Here is a 16118-nt window from a genome sequence, read left to right as displayed (position 1 = left end):
CCGTTGACGGTTGGTGCTCCTCCTTTCTGAGAGGGGCGCACCCGTGGCCCACACATCGCTGTCCATCCGCCTGTCCGTGATGGCGGCCTGCGCCGCACTCTTCGCGCTGGTGCCAGTCGCCGCGGCAAGCGCCGCGACCTCCATCGACGGCCCCATCGGGATGGGCACCGCCGAACCCTTCGGCGTGTTGGCACACACCACGGTCACGAACACCGGCTCCTCCATCGTCAACGGCGACGTGGGCCTGAGCCCGGGGACCTCCGTCACCGGCTTCCCGCCTGGCATCTTTAGTGGCACGCTCCATCAGACGGACGCCGTCGCGGCCCAGGCCAAGGTGGATCTCACCACCGCTTACGGCGTGGCCGCTGGTCTCACGCCCACGCAAACGGGTCTGGGGGACCTCGCGGGGATGTCGCTGACACCCGGCGTGTACTCAGGCGGTGCCCTGTCGCTCAACGGCGAACTCACGCTCGCGGGAACCGCAGAGTCCGTGTGGGTGTTCCAGGCGTCCTCGACGCTCACCGTGGGGTCGGGCGCGCTCATCACCATGACGGGCGGCGCCAGCGCGTGCAACGTGTTCTGGCAGGTCGGCAGTTCAGCGACCATCGGCAGCGGAGCCAACTTTGTGGGCACCGTGATGGCCGACGCGTCCATCACCGCGAACACCTCCGCGGTCATCACTGGTCGACTGCTGGCGCGCACCGGCGCAGTGACGCTCGACACCAACACCATCACTGCGCCGACTGGCTGTGCCGCTGCTGGCACGGTCACCAGCAGCCCCGAGATCACGTCAGGCACGCCCAGCGACGCGGTGGTGGGGGTCGACTACTCGTACACGATCACCGCGTCGGGCATGCCCACGCCCACCTACGCCGTGTCCAGCGGATCGCTCCCAGCCGGGCTCACGCTCGACGCCACGACGGGAGTCGTCTCTGGAGCGCCGACGGCGGAGGGCACGTCCGAGTTCGACATCACGGCAAGCAACGGCGCCAGTCCAGCCGCCACGGAGACCTACTCGATAGAGGTAACTGCAGGCGCGGTGTTTGCAGCAGGCGACGAGCTCGCCGACACCGGCGCCGACGCTGCCTACGTCTCGGCGATGGCCCTCGGTCTGGTGTCGCTCGGGTTCGTCCTGCTGTGGGGAGCCGGGCGCCGCGTTCGGGCCTAGAGGCAGCCACCCGCGATGTCGTCGGTACCGGCGGCAGAGAAGTCCGGGTCGTAGCTGGCCTCGATGATCCGCATCAGGATGACCACTTCTTGGCCTCCTGTGCCGTTGCCGCCTTCCTCCTGCGTCTCAAAGACGAGGTTGCCCTCCTCGCCGATGAGCCACCACACGGTCGAGAAATCGCCGCCAGAGGAGCCCTCGGCGAGGTTCGGATAGGTCGCCCGCAACTCGTCGATTGGCGTCCCGATCCCCACGCCGTCCGTGGTCTCGAGGCCGAGCCCGAACACGTCGATGCGCGTCACGATCTCGTTGCTCACCGACACCGTGAACGCTTCGGTCTCGCCGCCAAAATGCCCCTCGACGCGGTCGTACGTGGATACCCAGCGGCCGGAACTCTCCGGCTCATCGCCCATCGCCAAATCCGCGCAGTACTCCTCGTCAAACTCCAGCATCTGCGCCGAGGTTCCCTCGTCAGGAGCCTCGCCGATGCGCATCGGGAGCAAGCCGTTCGGCGACACCGTGAGCTCCGCGAGGGAGGGGCGCGGTTCCGGCTCGGGTGAGGGCGATGCCGTCACTGTCTCGGTCGGCTCGGGCGAGGTGGTGGTGGTCTGCGTGGGAGACGGCGTAGCGCCACCGTTGCTACACGCAGTGAGCGTCGCGATCGTGACGACCGCAATGGGAAATCGGCTTCGTGTAGTCATGCTTCCAGGCTAAACACGCCCCGCGGGGGTGCTGCAAACGGAGCGGGCTCACGCGCGGGGGTCGGCCACGTCAGCCAGGTCAATCCGTGGGAGGTCTACTCCCGACTGGTCGGCTACCGGCGCCCGCACCAGAGTCCACGTGGCCCAGCCGCGACTCAACAGGTGGTGATCAGTCTCTGGCTCCTCGCCGGGCTCGACCTTGGTGTAGGTGAGGTTGACGAACCCCACGCCTTCTTCCTTCACGCGCGCCTGCACGGCACCGAAACTGGCCAGCGTCGCGGGCCGCACGCCTCGCAACTCGTCGACCGGGATATCCGGGATGTTGACGTTGAGCACGCGGTCGCCGATGTCATGCTCGGTGAGCCACTCGAGGCTCCGGTCCACCACGGCGCGCGCTGTCTCCCAGTGCTGCGGCTCTCCTGCGGCAATCGACACGGCCATACACCGGACCCCATGCGCCGCGGCGGAAAGCGCGGCGCCGACCGTGCCGGAGTGGAGGACAGCGCGACCGGTGTTTGCTCCCAGGTTGACTCCCGACAGCAGCAGGTCGGGCGTGAATCCGAACGCGCCGGAACTCGCCACAAAGCCGATGAGGCCCGGCGCGGCCTTGACCCCGAACGCCGTGACGCGCGTGTCCAGGCCGGGCGGCCGGGCGTCCACGAAGACCAGATGCCCGTCTTCTTCATGCGACATGAGGGCCGCGCTGGAGCCCGAGTATTCGTGGTGCGGTGCCACGACGGTGACCTCGTGGCCCGCGGCGAGCGCCGCCTCGGCCAACACCGTCAATCCTGCCGAGCCAATTCCGTCGTCGTTGGTGACGAGTACGCGCATGTCAGGTCCTCCTGTCTGCGTCGGTCTCTCTCACTTCGGCAATCTCGATCTTCTCCGCGAGTCGTTCGATCTGCTCGCGTCGGCCCGAGCCGAGACCGCGACGGGCGACGTTGAGCGTTCCCGCGGCCGCGCCGAGCCGCAACGAATCCTCGATGTCCAAGCCTCGGCCGAGGCCCACGGCAATCCCTGCGGTCATTGAGTCGCCAGCGCCGCGGTGCACCACGGGCCGGATGGCCGGGCTGGAGACCAGGCGCGCGCCGCCCGCCGTCACGAGCAGCGCAGGCTTGTCCGCCCGCGAGATCACCACGGCCCGGATGCCTCCTGCGACCAACTTCTCGGCAGCCGCACGCAATGCATTCAGGTTGTCCTCGTCCACCAGGCCGGCCGCAAGCACCTCCTCGTGGCTCATCTTGAGCACGGTGGGTGACTCGTCGATCGCGGCGAGCGCGGCGTCGTCCGCCAAGTCCGCCACCACCGGAATGCCCGCCGCTCGCACGTCGGCGACAAAGCGGGCAAAGAAATCGGGAGGGACCAAGGCGGGCGGATCGACCCCTGTGACCACCGCCACCTTGGACTCGAGGGCATCGACCAGCGCCATGCCATACAGGTCGTCAAGGTCATGCCTGTCGAGTGGTGGTGGAGGCATGGTGACCACCTCGACCCGCTCGCCCCTGCGCAGGTCCACCACGGCGGCGCCAGTGCCAGCGCCGACTCCCACGTCCATGACGGTGATGCCGTCTGCAGCGAGCAAATGGCGTAGGGGCTCGCCTAGTTCGCCTCCGAGCGGCGAACAGATGGAGACCTCGGCGCCAAGGGCGGCTGCCATGCCTGCCACCCACGCGCCCTGGCCGCCCGGATGCATGTGGACCGTCGACCGGACCTCGTCACCATCCCCGCTCGGGTCATTCGTGATCTCGACCACCACCACCGGCGCCGGTGCCAGCACCGAGACGCGTGGGCCAGGCTCGACGGCGGAGTTGCTCTCGCTGACGGCGTGATCGGGAGGGGAGGCGTTCATCTTTGCCATGGTAGGTCGAGCCCGATGGGCCCGCGCGGTGTGATCCCACAAGCGTGTGGCTCGTCGGGCCCGGCGCTCGTACGCTAGTGAGTGATGGCTACCCCCAACCGCCCGCCGCGCCCCGTCCACACCGCGACGGTGTCCCGCACCGAGGCCGTCGCCCCCGACATGGTGCGCGTGATCCTGACGGGCGACGGCGTGCGCGCCTTGCCCGACCTCACGTTCACTGACCACTACGTCAAGCTCAAGTTTGGTGATGTGACGCGGACGTACACCATCCGGTGGCTTGACCGCGTCGCGAATGAGATGGCAATCGACTTTGTGATCCACGGCGACGAGGGCCTTGCGGGGCCGTGGGCGGCGTCTGCGGTGCCTGGCGACGAGATCTCGTTCATGGGGCCTGGTGGGGCGTGGGCTCCCGCCGCCGACGCCGATGCTCACTTGCTGGTGGGCGACGAGGCGGCCATCCCCGCCATCGCCGCCGCGCTGGAGGCCCTCCCGGCCGATGCCCGCGCATGGGTGTTCTTGGAGGTGGCGTCGGCCGCTCATCATCAGCCGCTGCGGGTGCCATCGCGCACCACGGTGACGTGGGTGCATCGGGACGAACACGGGCTGCCGTATGGGGAGGCGCTGGTGCGAGCCGTGATCGCGGCGGGCGTGCCCGATGGTGTGGTGGAGGCGTTCGTGCACGGCAATGCGGACATGGTGAAGCCGCTACGACGCTTCCTGTTCCGAGAGGCGGGGCTTGATCGCTCGCGAGTGTCGATTTCGGGCTACTGGCGCACCGGCCTCAACGAGGACCGCTGGCAGTCGAGCAAGCGCGAGTTCAACGCGGCGATGGAGGCCGAGGACGCCACGTAGCGGCGGTCGCTGGGGGCAATCACCCGAAGCGCTGTGACTGATTCGCCAGGGGTGTCGGTCCCGTCCCGTTCGCGAGTCCCGGGTGTAGGCTCGCCGCGCGAGTTGACCGACCACGATGAGGTGTGTGATGAGCGAGATCAGTGCCACGCGCGAGAACTTCCGCCGCGAGACCGTCCCCAATGAGAGCGGCTTCTTCGGAGCCTTCGGCGGGCAATTCCTCCCGCCGCAACTCGAGGGCCCCTTCGCGGAGATCACCAGGGCCTACCACGAGATCGAGAACGACGCCGCGTTCATCAACGAGCTGCGCTACATCCGTACGCACTTCCAGGGGCGGCCGACGCCGGTGTACCACGCGCGCACGCTCTCCCTGGAGAACGGCGGCGCGCAGATCTACCTCAAGCGCGAGGACCTCAACCACACCGGCGCGCACAAGCTCAACCACTGCATGGGCGAAGGTCTGCTGGCCAAGTACATGGGCAAGAAGAAGCTCATCGCCGAGACGGGTGCCGGTCAGCATGGCGTCGCGCTCGCGACGGCCGCCGCTCACTTTGGCCTCGAGTGCGAGATCCACATGGGCCAGGTCGACATCGAGAAGCAGGCCCCGAACGTCAGCCGCATGCAGCTGCTGGGCGCAACGGTCGTGCCGGTCACGCACGGACTCCGCACGCTCAAGGAGGCCGTCGACTCGGCTTTCGAGGCCTACCTGGCGGACTACGAAAACTCGATCTACTGCATCGGCTCCGTGGTGGGCCCGCACCCGTTCCCCATGATGGTGCGCGACTTTCAGAAGGTGGTGGGCATCGAGGCCCGCGAGCAGTTCCACGAGATGACCGGCAACCTGCCCGACGTGGTCGAGGCATGCGTGGGCGGTGGGTCCAACGCGATCGGCATGTTCTCGGCGTTCCTGGACGACCCGGTCGAGCTCATCGGCGTCGAGCCGCTGGGGCGCGGGACTGACGTGGGCGACAACGCAGCGACCATGACGTACGGCACCCCCGGCGTCATCCACGGCTTCAACTGCTACCTGCTCCAAGACGAGGACGGCAACCCTTCGCCCGTGTACTCGTGCGCGAGCGGACTGGACTACCCAGGCGTCGGCCCGGAACACAGCTACCTCAAGGACACCGGCCGCGTCCGCTACGTCACGGCGAGCGACGACGACTGCCGCGATGCGTTCTTCGCGCTGAGCCGCAAGGAGGGCATCATCCCGGCGCTCGAGAGCGCGCACGCAGTGGCGCACGCGCTGGTCACGGCCCGCGAGATGGGCACCGGCACGGTGCTGGTGAACCTCAGCGGTCGTGGCGACAAGGACATGGATTACGTCATCGAGAACTGGGGCATTGGGCAGTAGGGATCGGGTGCCGAGGTGCCTGCTTCTGGTAGGAAAGCATCATGGGGAACGTCGTTGTAGATCAGATCGGGCCTCGCGGCGAACTTCTTGACGACGTCGACACGACTCTTAGCCCCAACGAGAAGTTCGATCTCCTCGTTGAGGCGCTTCCCGGAGGAACTGTCGATACCTACGCTGGCAGGCGCGTCGTTCGCTTCCGTGAGCACTTGATCTTGGCTGCGCAGGTCACTCACCTGGGGCACCCGTGGCCAGGGTTCAAGAAGAGGATCCAGATTCCGCGTCCATGGGTGGACGTGTACCAGAGTGCGCTGGCCGATGGTCTGACGCCACGATTCATTGGCATCTATCACTACCGCGATGTGACAGTCTTCATCGACTTTGATCCCAGTACCTACGTCCAGCGCAAGGCGAACAACTCCGCAGCGCATGTGGCGACAAACGACTTGTTCCAGGCCCAGACTCAAGGTGTCTTTGCGCGGACTGACCGCAACGGCAATTGCCTGACGAGTGTCCGTTCCGACCTCTTTGCGGACTACCTGCTGGGCGTCGTTCGCGAGGAGAACATTTACCTCGACGTATTCGAGGGCTTCAATGCCGAGTTCCTCACGGGTGCGCGTCTTGCCGCGATGGATGCAGTTGTCGAGATGCACGCTTTCGAGTGGCCCGATGCGTTCCAGGGTGAGTGGGCAGGGTTCTTCCTCGAGTACCGCGTGGACGAGTTTCTGAGGCGCACCGGCGTTGATGAGCTTGTCGGGTTCCAGAAGGCCAAGCGTCGTGGCGACTTTGACTACGACCTTGTCTTCAAGGAGCGACGCGGAGTGTCATTCTTTGGTGACCTCAAGGCATCCAACGTTGCGTCATCCGTGGCGCCGGGGAACGACGCGGCAGACCTCAAGCGTTGCGTGGAACAGTATGGGCGTTTCTGGTACGTGATCTACGAACACGAGACGTGGCATAGCCGGGATGAAGACGATGGTCCCGTGATCGAGTGGAATGAGTGGCGACGCTCGATGGGGTACGTGCCCCGGAAGTCATACGACCCGCTCTCGTACGCCGGCAGGTTCAAGTCTGCAGTTCGCTTCGCGCGGATGAAGATCCTCGAGATCAACGAGGCTAACTTCCACATCGTCCTCGGTGCCTTCAATCAGGGGCATCAGCCCAGCGGCGCAGATCGTGCCGTCAAGGTCATGATCTCAAAGACGAATATCGACAACTTCCTGATCTATTCTCACGAGGCCAAACCATGAACACGAGGTCGACAAAGCTTGTTCTTGTCTGACCCTCAAGCTAAGCTGAACACGTGTTCGAAGCCCTCGCTGCCCCAGGACCCGAATTTTCGGGTACCGCCTTCCGCTACGCCGACCTGTTCGCGGGTCTCGGCGGGTTTGCGTCGGTGTTTGAGTCGCTCGGTGGCGAACACGCGTATGCGGTCGAGATCGACGCCGCCGCCGCTGCGGTCTACAGGCGCAACTGGGGCAACGACCCGCTGGGTGACATCACCAAGGATGCCAACGACTCTCGCGTGATAGTCCCCGACCACGACATCCTGGCCGGCGGATTCCCGTGCCAGCCCTTCTCGAAGTCGGGCGCGCAGCGCGGTATGGACGAGGTTCGCGGCACACTGTTCTTCCACATCGAGAAGATCCTGCGCGTTCGCAAGCCAACGATTGTCGTGCTTGAGAACGTTCGCAACCTCGTTGGTCCGCGTCACCGCCACGAGTGGGCAGTCATCATCGACCACCTCCGTGACGCTGGCTATCAGGTCTCGTCCACGCCAGCGATCTTCTCGCCCCACAAGATCGCGCCCGAGCACGGTGGGACACCGCAGGTGCGCGAGCGTGTGTTCATCACCGCGACTCTGGTGCCCGAGGGCATGGTCATGGATCCCGAGCCCATGCCCGTCGCGCTCCCCCCCGAGGTGTTGATGCACCGCGAGTGGGATCTCATCGAAGACCTGCCAATGGACCGCGCGCACGATATCCCAGGGACCGAGATCACCGCGGCCGAGCGCACGTGGATAGACCACTGGGAAGTCATGGTGCAGGTCATGCGCGCGTGGCGTGCGCAGCAAGCGGCCACTACGGGTGAGCCGCTGAGGAACCTCCCGGGCTTCCCCATCTGGACGGACGCCTGGGTCTCTAAGCGCACCCACGCCGAGCAGATGAACGGTGCGCCGGCTTGGAAGGCTGACTTTCTGCGCAAGAACTTGGACCTCTACGAGTCTCTGCGAGAGTTCCTGGGCGACGTCCAAATGCGGGATTGGCTGCGCACTGTACGGACGTTCCCCGAGTCGCGTCGCAAACTTGAGTGGCAGGCCCAAGGAACGACTTCACTCTGGGACTGCGTCATCTCCTTGCGGCCCTCCGGACTGCGAGTGAAGCGTCCGACACACCTTCCGGCGCTCGTCGCGATCACACAGACGCCGATCATCGGGCCGCTTGGTCGAAGGCTGTCGACGCGTGAGGCTGCACGTCTCCAGGGTCTTCCTGAGACTTTCGACTTCGGTGACCAACGCGATGCGGCGACCTTCAAGCAGTTGGGCAACGGCGTCAATACCGGTGTGGTGTTCCAAGTGCTTCGAGCTCACGTCGAGCGCGACAAGCCGCTGTTGATGGCTACCGAGGCTGGTCGGCGGATCCTCGCTGCCGTGCAAGGCGTCGATGCCCCAACGGTCGAGCACGTATAGGGATCTCGAGCTCGCTGAGCTGATCCCCCCAGGAAGGGCCAGAGCCTGCAGAGTCGGCATCGTCCACTCGGTGTGGACCAAGTCATCGAGGTGGGTGGCCGAGATTGACGGCGAGACTTCTGACGGCGCCTGCAAGTTCGGCGGGCTCGATCACCTCGACCGGCGCGGTGAGCGCAAGGCGCGCAACGGTCATCGTGAGTCGGCCGAGGTCTTCACTGCGAATCTGGACGACGCAGCGGTCACCCTCCGTCTGGACGGGAGTGTGATCGATCCACCGCAGCACGCCCTTGAGTTCGGCGGCCGTGGCGTCGATGGCCAGTGTCGCCTCAACGTGCGGTGGCGTCGAGCCGAGTGCGCTCGCGACGAAGGCCGCCGCGTTGCCTCCAGGGATATCGCGGGGTGTGAAGTGGCTTCCCACCGCGCGCGGGTCCTGGAGCCGGTCGAGGCGGAACATCCGCCAGTTGGCGCGATCGTGGTCCCACGCCACCAGGTACCAACGTCGGCCGGCGGTCACCAACTGGTGTGGCGCGACGCGACGGCGGCTCGCTTCGCCCTCGCTCGACTGGTACCCGAAGCGGACATCCTCACGGTCGCGACAGGCGGCGGCGAGCACGCTGAGCGCCTCGGGATCGACCACGTGGTCGTCGGTCAGGACGGGTGCCGACGTGACGCTTGAGTGCAGCGCCGAGACCCGTCGCCGCAAACGGTGGGGCAAGAGTGCCTCGATCTTGGTGAGTGCGCGCAACGAGGTTTCCTCGATGCCGTCGATCGCGGCCCCAGCGGCGTAGCGCAGCCCCACGGCCACCGCGACGGCCTCATCATCGTCGAGGACGAGCGGTGGAAGGTGCGCCCCCGATGCAAGCCGATAGCCACCGAACTTGCCCGACGTGGCATCCACCGGGTAGCCCAGTTCGCGGAGCCGGTCAACGTCCCGGCGCACGGTGCGCTCCGTGGTCTCAAGGCGGTCGGCCAGTTCGGCACCGCGCCAGAACCGATGCGTCTGCAGTAGCGAGAGCAACTGCAGCGCTCGGCCGGTGGGGTCTTTCCGCATGTCCAAAGTCTTGCACGTTTAGAGGACCGAATCGGTCCGCAATGCCTCCTACGGTGGTGGGTGTGACTTCGTCTGCTGAATGGCGGGGTTCTTCGGTCGCTTCGTGGCGGGGTCAGGTGACACCGATGACCAGGGTGCTCTGTGCGGCTTCGATGACGTCGTTGGTGATGGTGTCGAGTTCGTTGATCTTCAGGACCCGCTGGATCTGGGGGAAGAGGCGTTCGAGCAGCGGAAGTTGCCGCGGGTGATCCGTGCGATGGCTGCGATGGCTTGGGCGTCGGTGAAGTCGTCGGGGTCGAGGGTCTTGCCGAGGGATCGCCAGTGTCGCTCGAGGACGAACAGCAGTTCGTCTTGTCCCAGGGGCCGGTACTGGTGGGCGAAGCCGACTCGGCTGTAGAACTGGGGGTAGTGGCTGAACTGCTTCTCCAGGCCGGGCATGCCGATCAGGATCAGGGCGATGTCGTCGCGGTCGTAGCGATCGCGCAGCAGTTCCAGAGCGGCGGGACGCAGTCGTTCGGCCTCGTCGACGATGATCAGCTCCACGTAGTTCCTGCCGTGTCGCCATCCCCAGGCCTCGGGAGTGGCCGTGCCGGGAGGTACGAGGTGCTGCTCGATGCACATGTTGGTGCGGGTGATGGCTTGGGTCAGCTCGTCCTTCAGGGTCCGCGGGGTGGTCAGCACGCTGGGGGTGTAGAGCACGGTGCGGCTCCGGTTCAAGGCGGCGTAGATCTTGGCGTCGTTGTCGGAGCGCGGCCCCCAGTAGGTCAGCAGGTCATGAGCCTTCTCGTAGTGTGCGTAGCGGCGCGCGGAGAGTGTCTTTCCTACGCCGGCTGATCCGAAGCACAAACCGATGGTGTGCCCGCGGCGCACGGCGTCGGCGAACTCGGTGAAGCGGCGGTGCTCCTTGGTGACGATGAAGCGCTGGCTCACCTGAGGTCCTCCTTGTAGATCTTCAACGCCGACCTCGGCGCCGGAGCCGGTGCTTCGGTGATCCGTGGCGTCTCGGTAGGTGCGGCCACGAGGGCGATGCGTTCGTTGATGCCGGCTCGCAGCGCCCGGCGGCGGGCGTTGCGCGCGGCCTGGATCTCCTTGAGGCTGACCTTCTGGTCGTGGTGCTCTTGGTTGACGGCCTTGCAGACGAATTCGTCGTGATCGAAGACGCGGATCTCGGTGATGTCGCGGGGGTCGTAGCGGATCACGACCGAGCGTCCGACGTAGCCGGCCAGAGTTGGCGAGACGTAGCGCAGGCCCTGGAAGCGGATGCCATCGCGGCGCAGACGCGGGTCTTGGCGACGGTCACCAGCAGTCTGTCGAGGTCTTCCAGGCTCTCGGGCATTCGGGGCAGCCAGCCATCGGCGATCCACGCGCTGCGCGGGGAGGTTCCGAGCTCGCTGTGCGTGCGGTCGTTGTAGGTGGCCACGAACGCCTCCAGGGCGCTATCGAGGGCGGCCAGGGACAGTTTCGGTGTCGGCCAGGGGTGCCCTTCGGTGATGTGTCCGGGCAGGGTGGCGAGTAGCTCGGTGTTGATGGTGCCGAAGAACCGCTCGATCTTGCCCCGTCCCTGGGGTCGGGCGACGGTGGAGTGGATCAGTCGGATGTGGAGGTCGACGGCGGTGTGGGCGAGCTGGTCACTGGTGAAGTCGCTGCCGTGGTCGACGTAGAGCACGTCGGGCAGGCCGCACATCGGCCAGGCCGGGTCGGTCTTGTGCCAGATCGCTTGGCGCAGCGCCAGGGCGGTGTTCATCGCCGACGGTGCGCCCAGGAAGACTGTGTAGCCGCAGACCGCCCGGGAGCAGTCGTCGAGGATCGTTGTCAGCCACGGCCGTGCGGGCTTGCCGTCGGTGCCCACCACCAGGATGTCGAGCATGGTGTGATCGGATTGCCACATCGCGTTGGGCAGCTCTGCTTGCCGGCGTAGCACCAGCTCGTGCTTGTCGCGGTAGGACGCTGCGCCCTCCAGGGCGAGGGTGACCATGCCGGGATCCAGGGTCCGCACGATGTCCCACACCACCGAGTAGGAGGGGACCGGCCACCTCCGGGCGGCGCAGATGCCCGTGACTTTGCGATGGATCGTGGCGATGGCCGGCCGCGGCTTGCTCAGTGCCAGGCCCTCGATCAGGTCGACGAGGTCGGGCGGAAGGCGGCGGGAGCCGGCGTCCGCCCGTGAGGCTGTCTCCAGTCCGGCGTAGCCGTCGGCGCGGTAGCGGGCGTGCCAGCGCTCCAGGGTCCGCAGCCCTACATCGGTCTCGCGAGCTAAGCGCGCGAGGGGCACCTGGTCCTCGACGTGGAGCCTGAGGATTCGCCACCGCGCTCGAGCGTCCACGACGCACCTACTGCAAGGCGTTCTCGCGCCCGCGCTCGGCGCGCTGAAGGGCGCGGTAGACCGTGGAGCGGCCCACGCTGAACAGCTCGGCCAGCTCGCCCACGGTGTGCTCGTCGGCAGCATGTAGCTGGACGAGGTGAGCTTCTTGCCGGGGGGTGAGTTTCGGTGACTTCCCGCGCAGCCGGCCCTTGGCCTTGGCGACCTTCATCCCCTCGCGGGTGCGGGCACGGATGAGGTCGGCTTCGAACTCGGCGACCATCGCCAGCACGTTGAACAACAGCTTCCCCATCGGGTCGGTCGGGTCATACACCGATCCGGCGATGCTCAGCTTCACTTCCCGCGCCGCGAGGTCGTCGGCGATCTGGTGGGCATCACGGACCGAACGCGCCAGCCGATCGAGTTTGGTGACCACGAACGTATCGCCGTCCCGACACGCTGCCAGCGCCTGCCGCAGGCCCTCACGGTCGACGTTGCGGCCCGTGAGCCCGTGATCGACGTAGATGCGCTTGGGATCGACGCCGAACGCCGCGAGTCCGTCACGCTGCGCGGTCAGGTCCTGCTCGTCGGTGGAGACTCGGGCATAGCCGACCTTCAAGGGGGACATGCTCCCCAGTGTGTCATATAGCCTCCCTTCACCGGACAGTTCACCGGACGGGTCTTACAGGACAGCCCGCCAGGCGTGCCGTCGTTCCTCTCGATAAGTAGCGGTGGTGTCCGGTGAGGGTTCCCCTTACGGGCATGCGATCTGGGCTGACGCCTGTGACCGAGTGTTCAGTGCGCGCTGTATAGTTCAGTCCATGCTGACTATTGCTTCGCGTCTCGACGTGATGAACCGCCTGGGTCGTGCACTGGCCGACCCCACTCGATCCCGGATCATCTTGACCCTGCTCGACCATCCCGCTTACCCGGCGGAACTGGCCCGAGATCTGGACCTGACACGCCCGAACGTGTCCAACCACCTGGCATGCCTGCGCGATTGCGGGATCGTCGTCTCCGAGCCCGAGGGTCGTCGGACACGATATGAGATCGCCGATTCGCACCTGGCGCAGGCGCTGACGGCACTGGTCGATGCCACCCTGGCAGTGGACGAAGACGCCCCGTGCATCGATCCCGCCTGCTCGCTTCCCGGATGCGACGCAACTGGGGAGGGCGCATGATCCTCACCTCGGTCTTGCAGGCGATGGGCCTGTTCGCAGCGACCAACATCGACGACATCATCGTGCTCTCCCTCTTCTTCGCGCGAGGGGCAGGCCAGCGCGGCACTACCGCCCGCATTCTGGCCGGCCAGTACCTCGGATTCGCCGGCATCCTCGGTGCCACGGTCCTGGTGACCATCGGTGCCGGAGCATTCCTGCCCTCGGCAGCCATCCCGTACTTCGGTCTCATCCCTCTGGGCCTCGGCCTCTGGGCCGCATGGCAGGCCTGGCGCGGAGACGATGACGACGAGGCCAAGGTTGCCGGCAAGAAGGTCGGCGTGTGGACAGTCGCAGGCGTCACCCTTGCCAACGGCGGCGACAACATCGGCGTCTACACCCCTGTCTTCCTCAGCGTGGAACCTCTCGCAGTAGTCGCCTACTGCATCGTCTTCCTCGCGCTCGTCGCGGTCCTGGTGGCCCTGGCAAAGTTCGTCGCCACCCGCCCCCCGATCGCCGAAGTGCTCGAACGCTGGGAGCACATCCTCTTCCCCATCGTTCTCATCGGCCTCGGCATCGTGATCCTCGTCAGCGGCGGAGCCTTCGGACTCTGACGTAGCGGCAGCGATCCAAACAGCCCCGACCGGGCGCACCCCTCTCGGTTCAGACCGCGACACCTACCTGCAGCCAGTCCTGCGTGATCGCGGCAACAAGACCGCCACGGAGCGCTGCAAAAACCCCGCCATCAAGCGAACGAAGCCACACGGTGGTGGGACCCAACAAGCCGAACCCAGCGTCGGCGCCCCATTGAAAGGACACGACATGACCAACCCCAGCGCTTTTCCGGAGCCCACCCTTGTCTCAGTGAACGGTGTGGAACTCGAAGTCTTCGAAGCCGGCCAAGAACACGCAGGCAAGCCCATCGTGCTCTGCCACGGCTGGCCCGAGCACGCCTACTCGTGGCGTCGCCAGGTGCCAGCCCTCGTCGCGGCGGGCTACCACGTCATCGTCCCCAATCAGCGGGGCTACGGAAACTCATCGCGCCCCACCGAGGTGTCGGACTACGACCTCATTCATCTGACAGGCGACCTCGTCGCGCTGCTCGATCACTACGGATACAAGGACGCGACGTTCGTGGGTCACGACTGGGGCGCCATGGTGGTGTGGGGGCTCACACTGCTCCACCCCGAGCGCGTCACCCAGGTGATCAACCTCAGCCTGCCGTACCAGGAGCGAGGTGAGATACCGTGGATCGAGGGGATGGAGCAGTTCCTCGGTGGTGACTTCTACTTTGTGCACTTCAACCGGCAGCCGGGCGTGGCCGATGCGGTGCTCGACGCCAATACGTCGCAGTTCTTGCGCAATCTGTACCGCAAGAACCTGCCTGCCGTGCCGCCCGAGCCGGGGATGATGATGATCAACCTGGCCCAAGCGAAGACCCCGGCAGGTGACCCGGTCATGAGCGACGCGGACCTCGGGGTCTACATTTCCGCATTCGAGCGCTCGGGGTTCACGGGCAGCATCAATTGGTATCGGAATCTTGACCGCAATTGGCACCTGTTGGCGGAGGTCGAGCCGGTCATCCAGCAGCCCGCGCTCATGGTCTACGGCGAACAGGACATGGTGGCCAAGTCGGCCAACCTCGCCCAGTTCGTGCCGAACGTGGATGTGGTGAGCCTCGATTGCGGCCACTGGATCCAGGAGGAACGGCCCGAGGAGCTCAATGACCTGATGGTGGCCTGGCTGGAGCGACAGGAGGCTGCCTCCGCGGGCTAGCAGAAAGTCGCGGCGCACCGCGGTGCTAGCGTGACGCCGTGACTCGCCGCTCGGCATTCGTGACGCTCGCGCCGCTCGTGTTCGTCCTGTCTGGGACGTTCCAGTACATCGGCGCGGGTGTGGCCGTGGGGCTGTTCGACCGCATGCCCGCGGTCTCGATCGCATGGTCAAGGATCGCGATCGCGGCAGTGGTGTTGGTCCTGTTGCTGCGCCCATGGCGACGTCACTGGACCCGTCGAACCTGGTGGCGCGCGGCGGCCTTTGGCGCCGTGCTCGCGGGCATGAACATCGCGTTCTACCTGGCGCTCGAGCATCTTCCGCTGGGCACCGCCGTCGCGGTGGAGTTCATCGGCCCTGTTGCTGTCGGGGCCCTGACGGGCCGCGGCTGGAGGGAGCGGTTGGCCATCGCGCTTGCCGCCGTCGGCGTCGTGATGATCGTGGGGGTGACGCTCGACATCGGCGGCGCCGACGCTGCCCTCGGCTTGGCCTGGATACTGTTGGCCGCCGGGGGCTGGGCTGGGTACATCATGCTGGGCCGTAGGGTCGCGACACCCCGCCCAGGGGAGCCATCCGGACTGGAGTCGCTGTCGGTGTCGATGGCCGTGGGGGCCTTGTTGTACGCACCCTTCGGGCTTCCAGGCATGGTCACAGGCGATGCGCCACCCATGGCCGACCCCGGCCTGCTGGCGTTGCTCCTCGTGGTGGCGGTGTTCTCGTCGGTGTTGCCCTACGGCATCGATCAGTTGGTGCTGCGTCACGCGCCTACGGCGCGCTTCTCTGTGTTGCTCTCCGTGTTCCCCGCCACCGCGCTGTTGGTGGGGGTGGTGATGCTCGGGGAAGTGCCCACGCTCATCGAGGTCCTCGGCCTGATCGCGGTCTCGGCGGCGATCGCACTGACGTCGCAGCGCGAGCCCGCCCACTTGGAGACGGTGGTTCCGCCCGAGTAGGCGCCGTCTCGAGAGTTCGCCGACGTTCCTGCAAGATGTCCTCTTCATGTCCTGCCTCAGTGGGACGATGCTCCTACGGGCGCGTGACGGCAGGAGGTGTGGCGTGCGAGGCGAAGCGACGGTGCTGCACGCTGACCTCGACGCTTTCTACGCCTCTGTAGAACAGCGAGACACGCCGTCGCTGCGGGGACGGCCCCTGATCGTCGGCGGTGGCGTTGTGGCGGCCGCGAGTTACGAGGCGAAGGCACGTGGAGTGCGCACAGCGATGGCTACCG

At 66.3% G+C, this 16118-nt stretch carries 16 protein-coding genes and 2 pseudogenes; 10 read left to right on the top strand and 8 right to left on the bottom strand.

What is annotated here, in order from left to right; translation table 11 throughout:
• Nucleotides 1-43 precede the first annotated feature (43 nt).
• Nucleotides 44-1168 (top strand): ice-binding family protein, encoded by a 1125-nt coding sequence (locus QZZ33_RS08145; protein ID WP_291379283.1) that lies wholly within the window; start codon nucleotides 44-46, stop codon nucleotides 1166-1168.
• On the opposite strand, the gene QZZ33_RS08140 is transcribed toward QZZ33_RS08145, so the two are convergent.
• Genes QZZ33_RS08140 through QZZ33_RS08130 form a run of 3 tightly spaced genes read right to left on the bottom strand, consistent with a single transcriptional unit; the run spans nucleotide 1165 to nucleotide 3715 of the window.
• Entirely contained in the window at nucleotides 1165-1866 is a 702-nt protein-coding gene (locus tag QZZ33_RS08140; protein WP_291379281.1) for a hypothetical protein, read from the bottom strand. The two genes, QZZ33_RS08145 and QZZ33_RS08140, sit on opposite strands and share 4 nt — an antisense overlap.
• Nucleotides 1867-1914: 48 nt before the next feature.
• Nucleotides 1915-2697: a 5'/3'-nucleotidase SurE gene (locus tag QZZ33_RS08135; protein ID WP_291379279.1), complete on the bottom strand. Its 783-nt coding sequence runs from the start codon at nucleotides 2695-2697 to the stop codon at nucleotides 1915-1917.
• A gap of 1 nt (nucleotide 2698) precedes the next feature.
• Complete coding sequence (locus QZZ33_RS08130) at nucleotides 2699-3715, bottom strand: PfkB family carbohydrate kinase (protein ID WP_291379277.1); 1017 nt, start codon at nucleotides 3713-3715, stop codon at nucleotides 2699-2701.
• A 93-nt stretch (nucleotides 3716-3808) separates the two neighbouring features.
• Here QZZ33_RS08130 and QZZ33_RS08125 point away from each other — a divergent pair, with 93 nt between their 5' ends.
• The 4 genes from QZZ33_RS08125 (at nucleotide 3809) to dcm (ending at nucleotide 8613) form a co-directional block, all read left to right on the top strand.
• Nucleotides 3809-4576, top strand: coding sequence for a siderophore-interacting protein (locus QZZ33_RS08125; RefSeq protein ID WP_291379276.1), 768 nt, complete (start codon nucleotides 3809-3811; stop codon nucleotides 4574-4576).
• A gap of 127 nt (nucleotides 4577-4703) precedes the next feature.
• Nucleotides 4704-5927 carry a tryptophan synthase subunit beta gene (trpB, locus tag QZZ33_RS08120; RefSeq protein WP_291379274.1) on the top strand — a complete coding sequence of 408 codons (1224 nt, stop codon included), beginning with the start codon at nucleotides 4704-4706 and terminating at the stop codon, nucleotides 5925-5927.
• A gap of 41 nt (nucleotides 5928-5968) precedes the next feature.
• Nucleotides 5969-7174, top strand: a complete 1206-nt coding sequence (locus QZZ33_RS08115) for a hypothetical protein (protein ID WP_291379272.1) — start codon at nucleotides 5969-5971, stop codon at nucleotides 7172-7174.
• A 53-nt stretch (nucleotides 7175-7227) separates the two neighbouring features.
• On the top strand, nucleotides 7228-8613 hold the full coding sequence (dcm, locus tag QZZ33_RS08110; RefSeq protein ID WP_291379270.1) for a DNA (cytosine-5-)-methyltransferase: 1386 nt from the start codon (nucleotides 7228-7230) through the stop codon (nucleotides 8611-8613).
• An 82-nt stretch (nucleotides 8614-8695) separates the two neighbouring features.
• Here the strand turns inward: dcm and QZZ33_RS08105 are convergent, their stop codons facing one another.
• The 5 genes and pseudogenes from QZZ33_RS08105 to QZZ33_RS08090 form a co-directional block, all read right to left on the bottom strand.
• Nucleotides 8696-9664: a YafY family protein gene (locus QZZ33_RS08105; RefSeq protein ID WP_291379268.1), complete on the bottom strand. Its 969-nt coding sequence runs from the start codon at nucleotides 9662-9664 to the stop codon at nucleotides 8696-8698.
• Between the two features lie 112 nt (nucleotides 9665-9776).
• A pseudogene (locus QZZ33_RS08100) lies at nucleotides 9777-10594 on the bottom strand (AAA family ATPase).
• On the bottom strand, nucleotides 10591-10890 hold the full coding sequence (locus QZZ33_RS12530) for a Mu transposase C-terminal domain-containing protein (RefSeq protein ID WP_366475885.1): 300 nt from the start codon (nucleotides 10888-10890) through the stop codon (nucleotides 10591-10593). Before QZZ33_RS12530 ends, QZZ33_RS08100 begins: the two are co-directional and overlap by 4 nt.
• Nucleotides 10860-11987: a DDE-type integrase/transposase/recombinase gene (locus tag QZZ33_RS08095; protein ID WP_366475858.1), complete on the bottom strand. Its 1128-nt coding sequence runs from the start codon at nucleotides 11985-11987 to the stop codon at nucleotides 10860-10862. The genes QZZ33_RS12530 and QZZ33_RS08095 overlap by 31 nt, the downstream gene beginning before the upstream one ends.
• A 7-nt stretch (nucleotides 11988-11994) precedes the next feature.
• Nucleotides 11995-12591: a recombinase family protein gene (locus QZZ33_RS08090; protein WP_226097646.1), complete on the bottom strand. Its 597-nt coding sequence runs from the start codon at nucleotides 12589-12591 to the stop codon at nucleotides 11995-11997.
• 193 nt (nucleotides 12592-12784) lie between these two features.
• On the opposite strand from QZZ33_RS08090, the gene QZZ33_RS08085 reads away from it, so the two are divergent.
• The 5 genes and pseudogenes from QZZ33_RS08085 to QZZ33_RS08065 all read left to right on the top strand — a co-directional run.
• Nucleotides 12785-13144, top strand: a complete 360-nt coding sequence (locus QZZ33_RS08085) for a metalloregulator ArsR/SmtB family transcription factor (protein ID WP_061961091.1) — start codon at nucleotides 12785-12787, stop codon at nucleotides 13142-13144.
• Nucleotides 13141-13734 carry a cadmium resistance transporter gene (locus QZZ33_RS08080; protein ID WP_291379266.1) on the top strand — a complete coding sequence of 198 codons (594 nt, stop codon included), beginning with the start codon at nucleotides 13141-13143 and terminating at the stop codon, nucleotides 13732-13734. The genes QZZ33_RS08085 and QZZ33_RS08080 overlap by 4 nt, the downstream gene beginning before the upstream one ends.
• Before the next feature lie 208 nt (nucleotides 13735-13942).
• Nucleotides 13943-14896, top strand: coding sequence for an alpha/beta hydrolase (locus tag QZZ33_RS08075; RefSeq protein WP_291379265.1), 954 nt, complete (start codon nucleotides 13943-13945; stop codon nucleotides 14894-14896).
• 38 nt (nucleotides 14897-14934) lie between these two features.
• Complete coding sequence (locus tag QZZ33_RS08070) at nucleotides 14935-15843, top strand: EamA family transporter (RefSeq protein WP_291379264.1); 909 nt, start codon at nucleotides 14935-14937, stop codon at nucleotides 15841-15843.
• Nucleotides 15844-15946: 103 nt separating this feature from the next.
• Nucleotides 15947-16118 (top strand): annotated as a pseudogene (locus QZZ33_RS08065) (DNA polymerase IV); the annotation flags it as partial.

It is taken from the genome of Demequina sp. (genome assembly GCF_016278775.1).
Lineage (GTDB): Bacteria > Actinomycetota > Actinomycetes > Actinomycetales > Demequinaceae > Demequina.
Note: the sequence above shows the minus strand (reverse complement) of the source record. Positions and strands in the feature narration are given on the sequence as shown.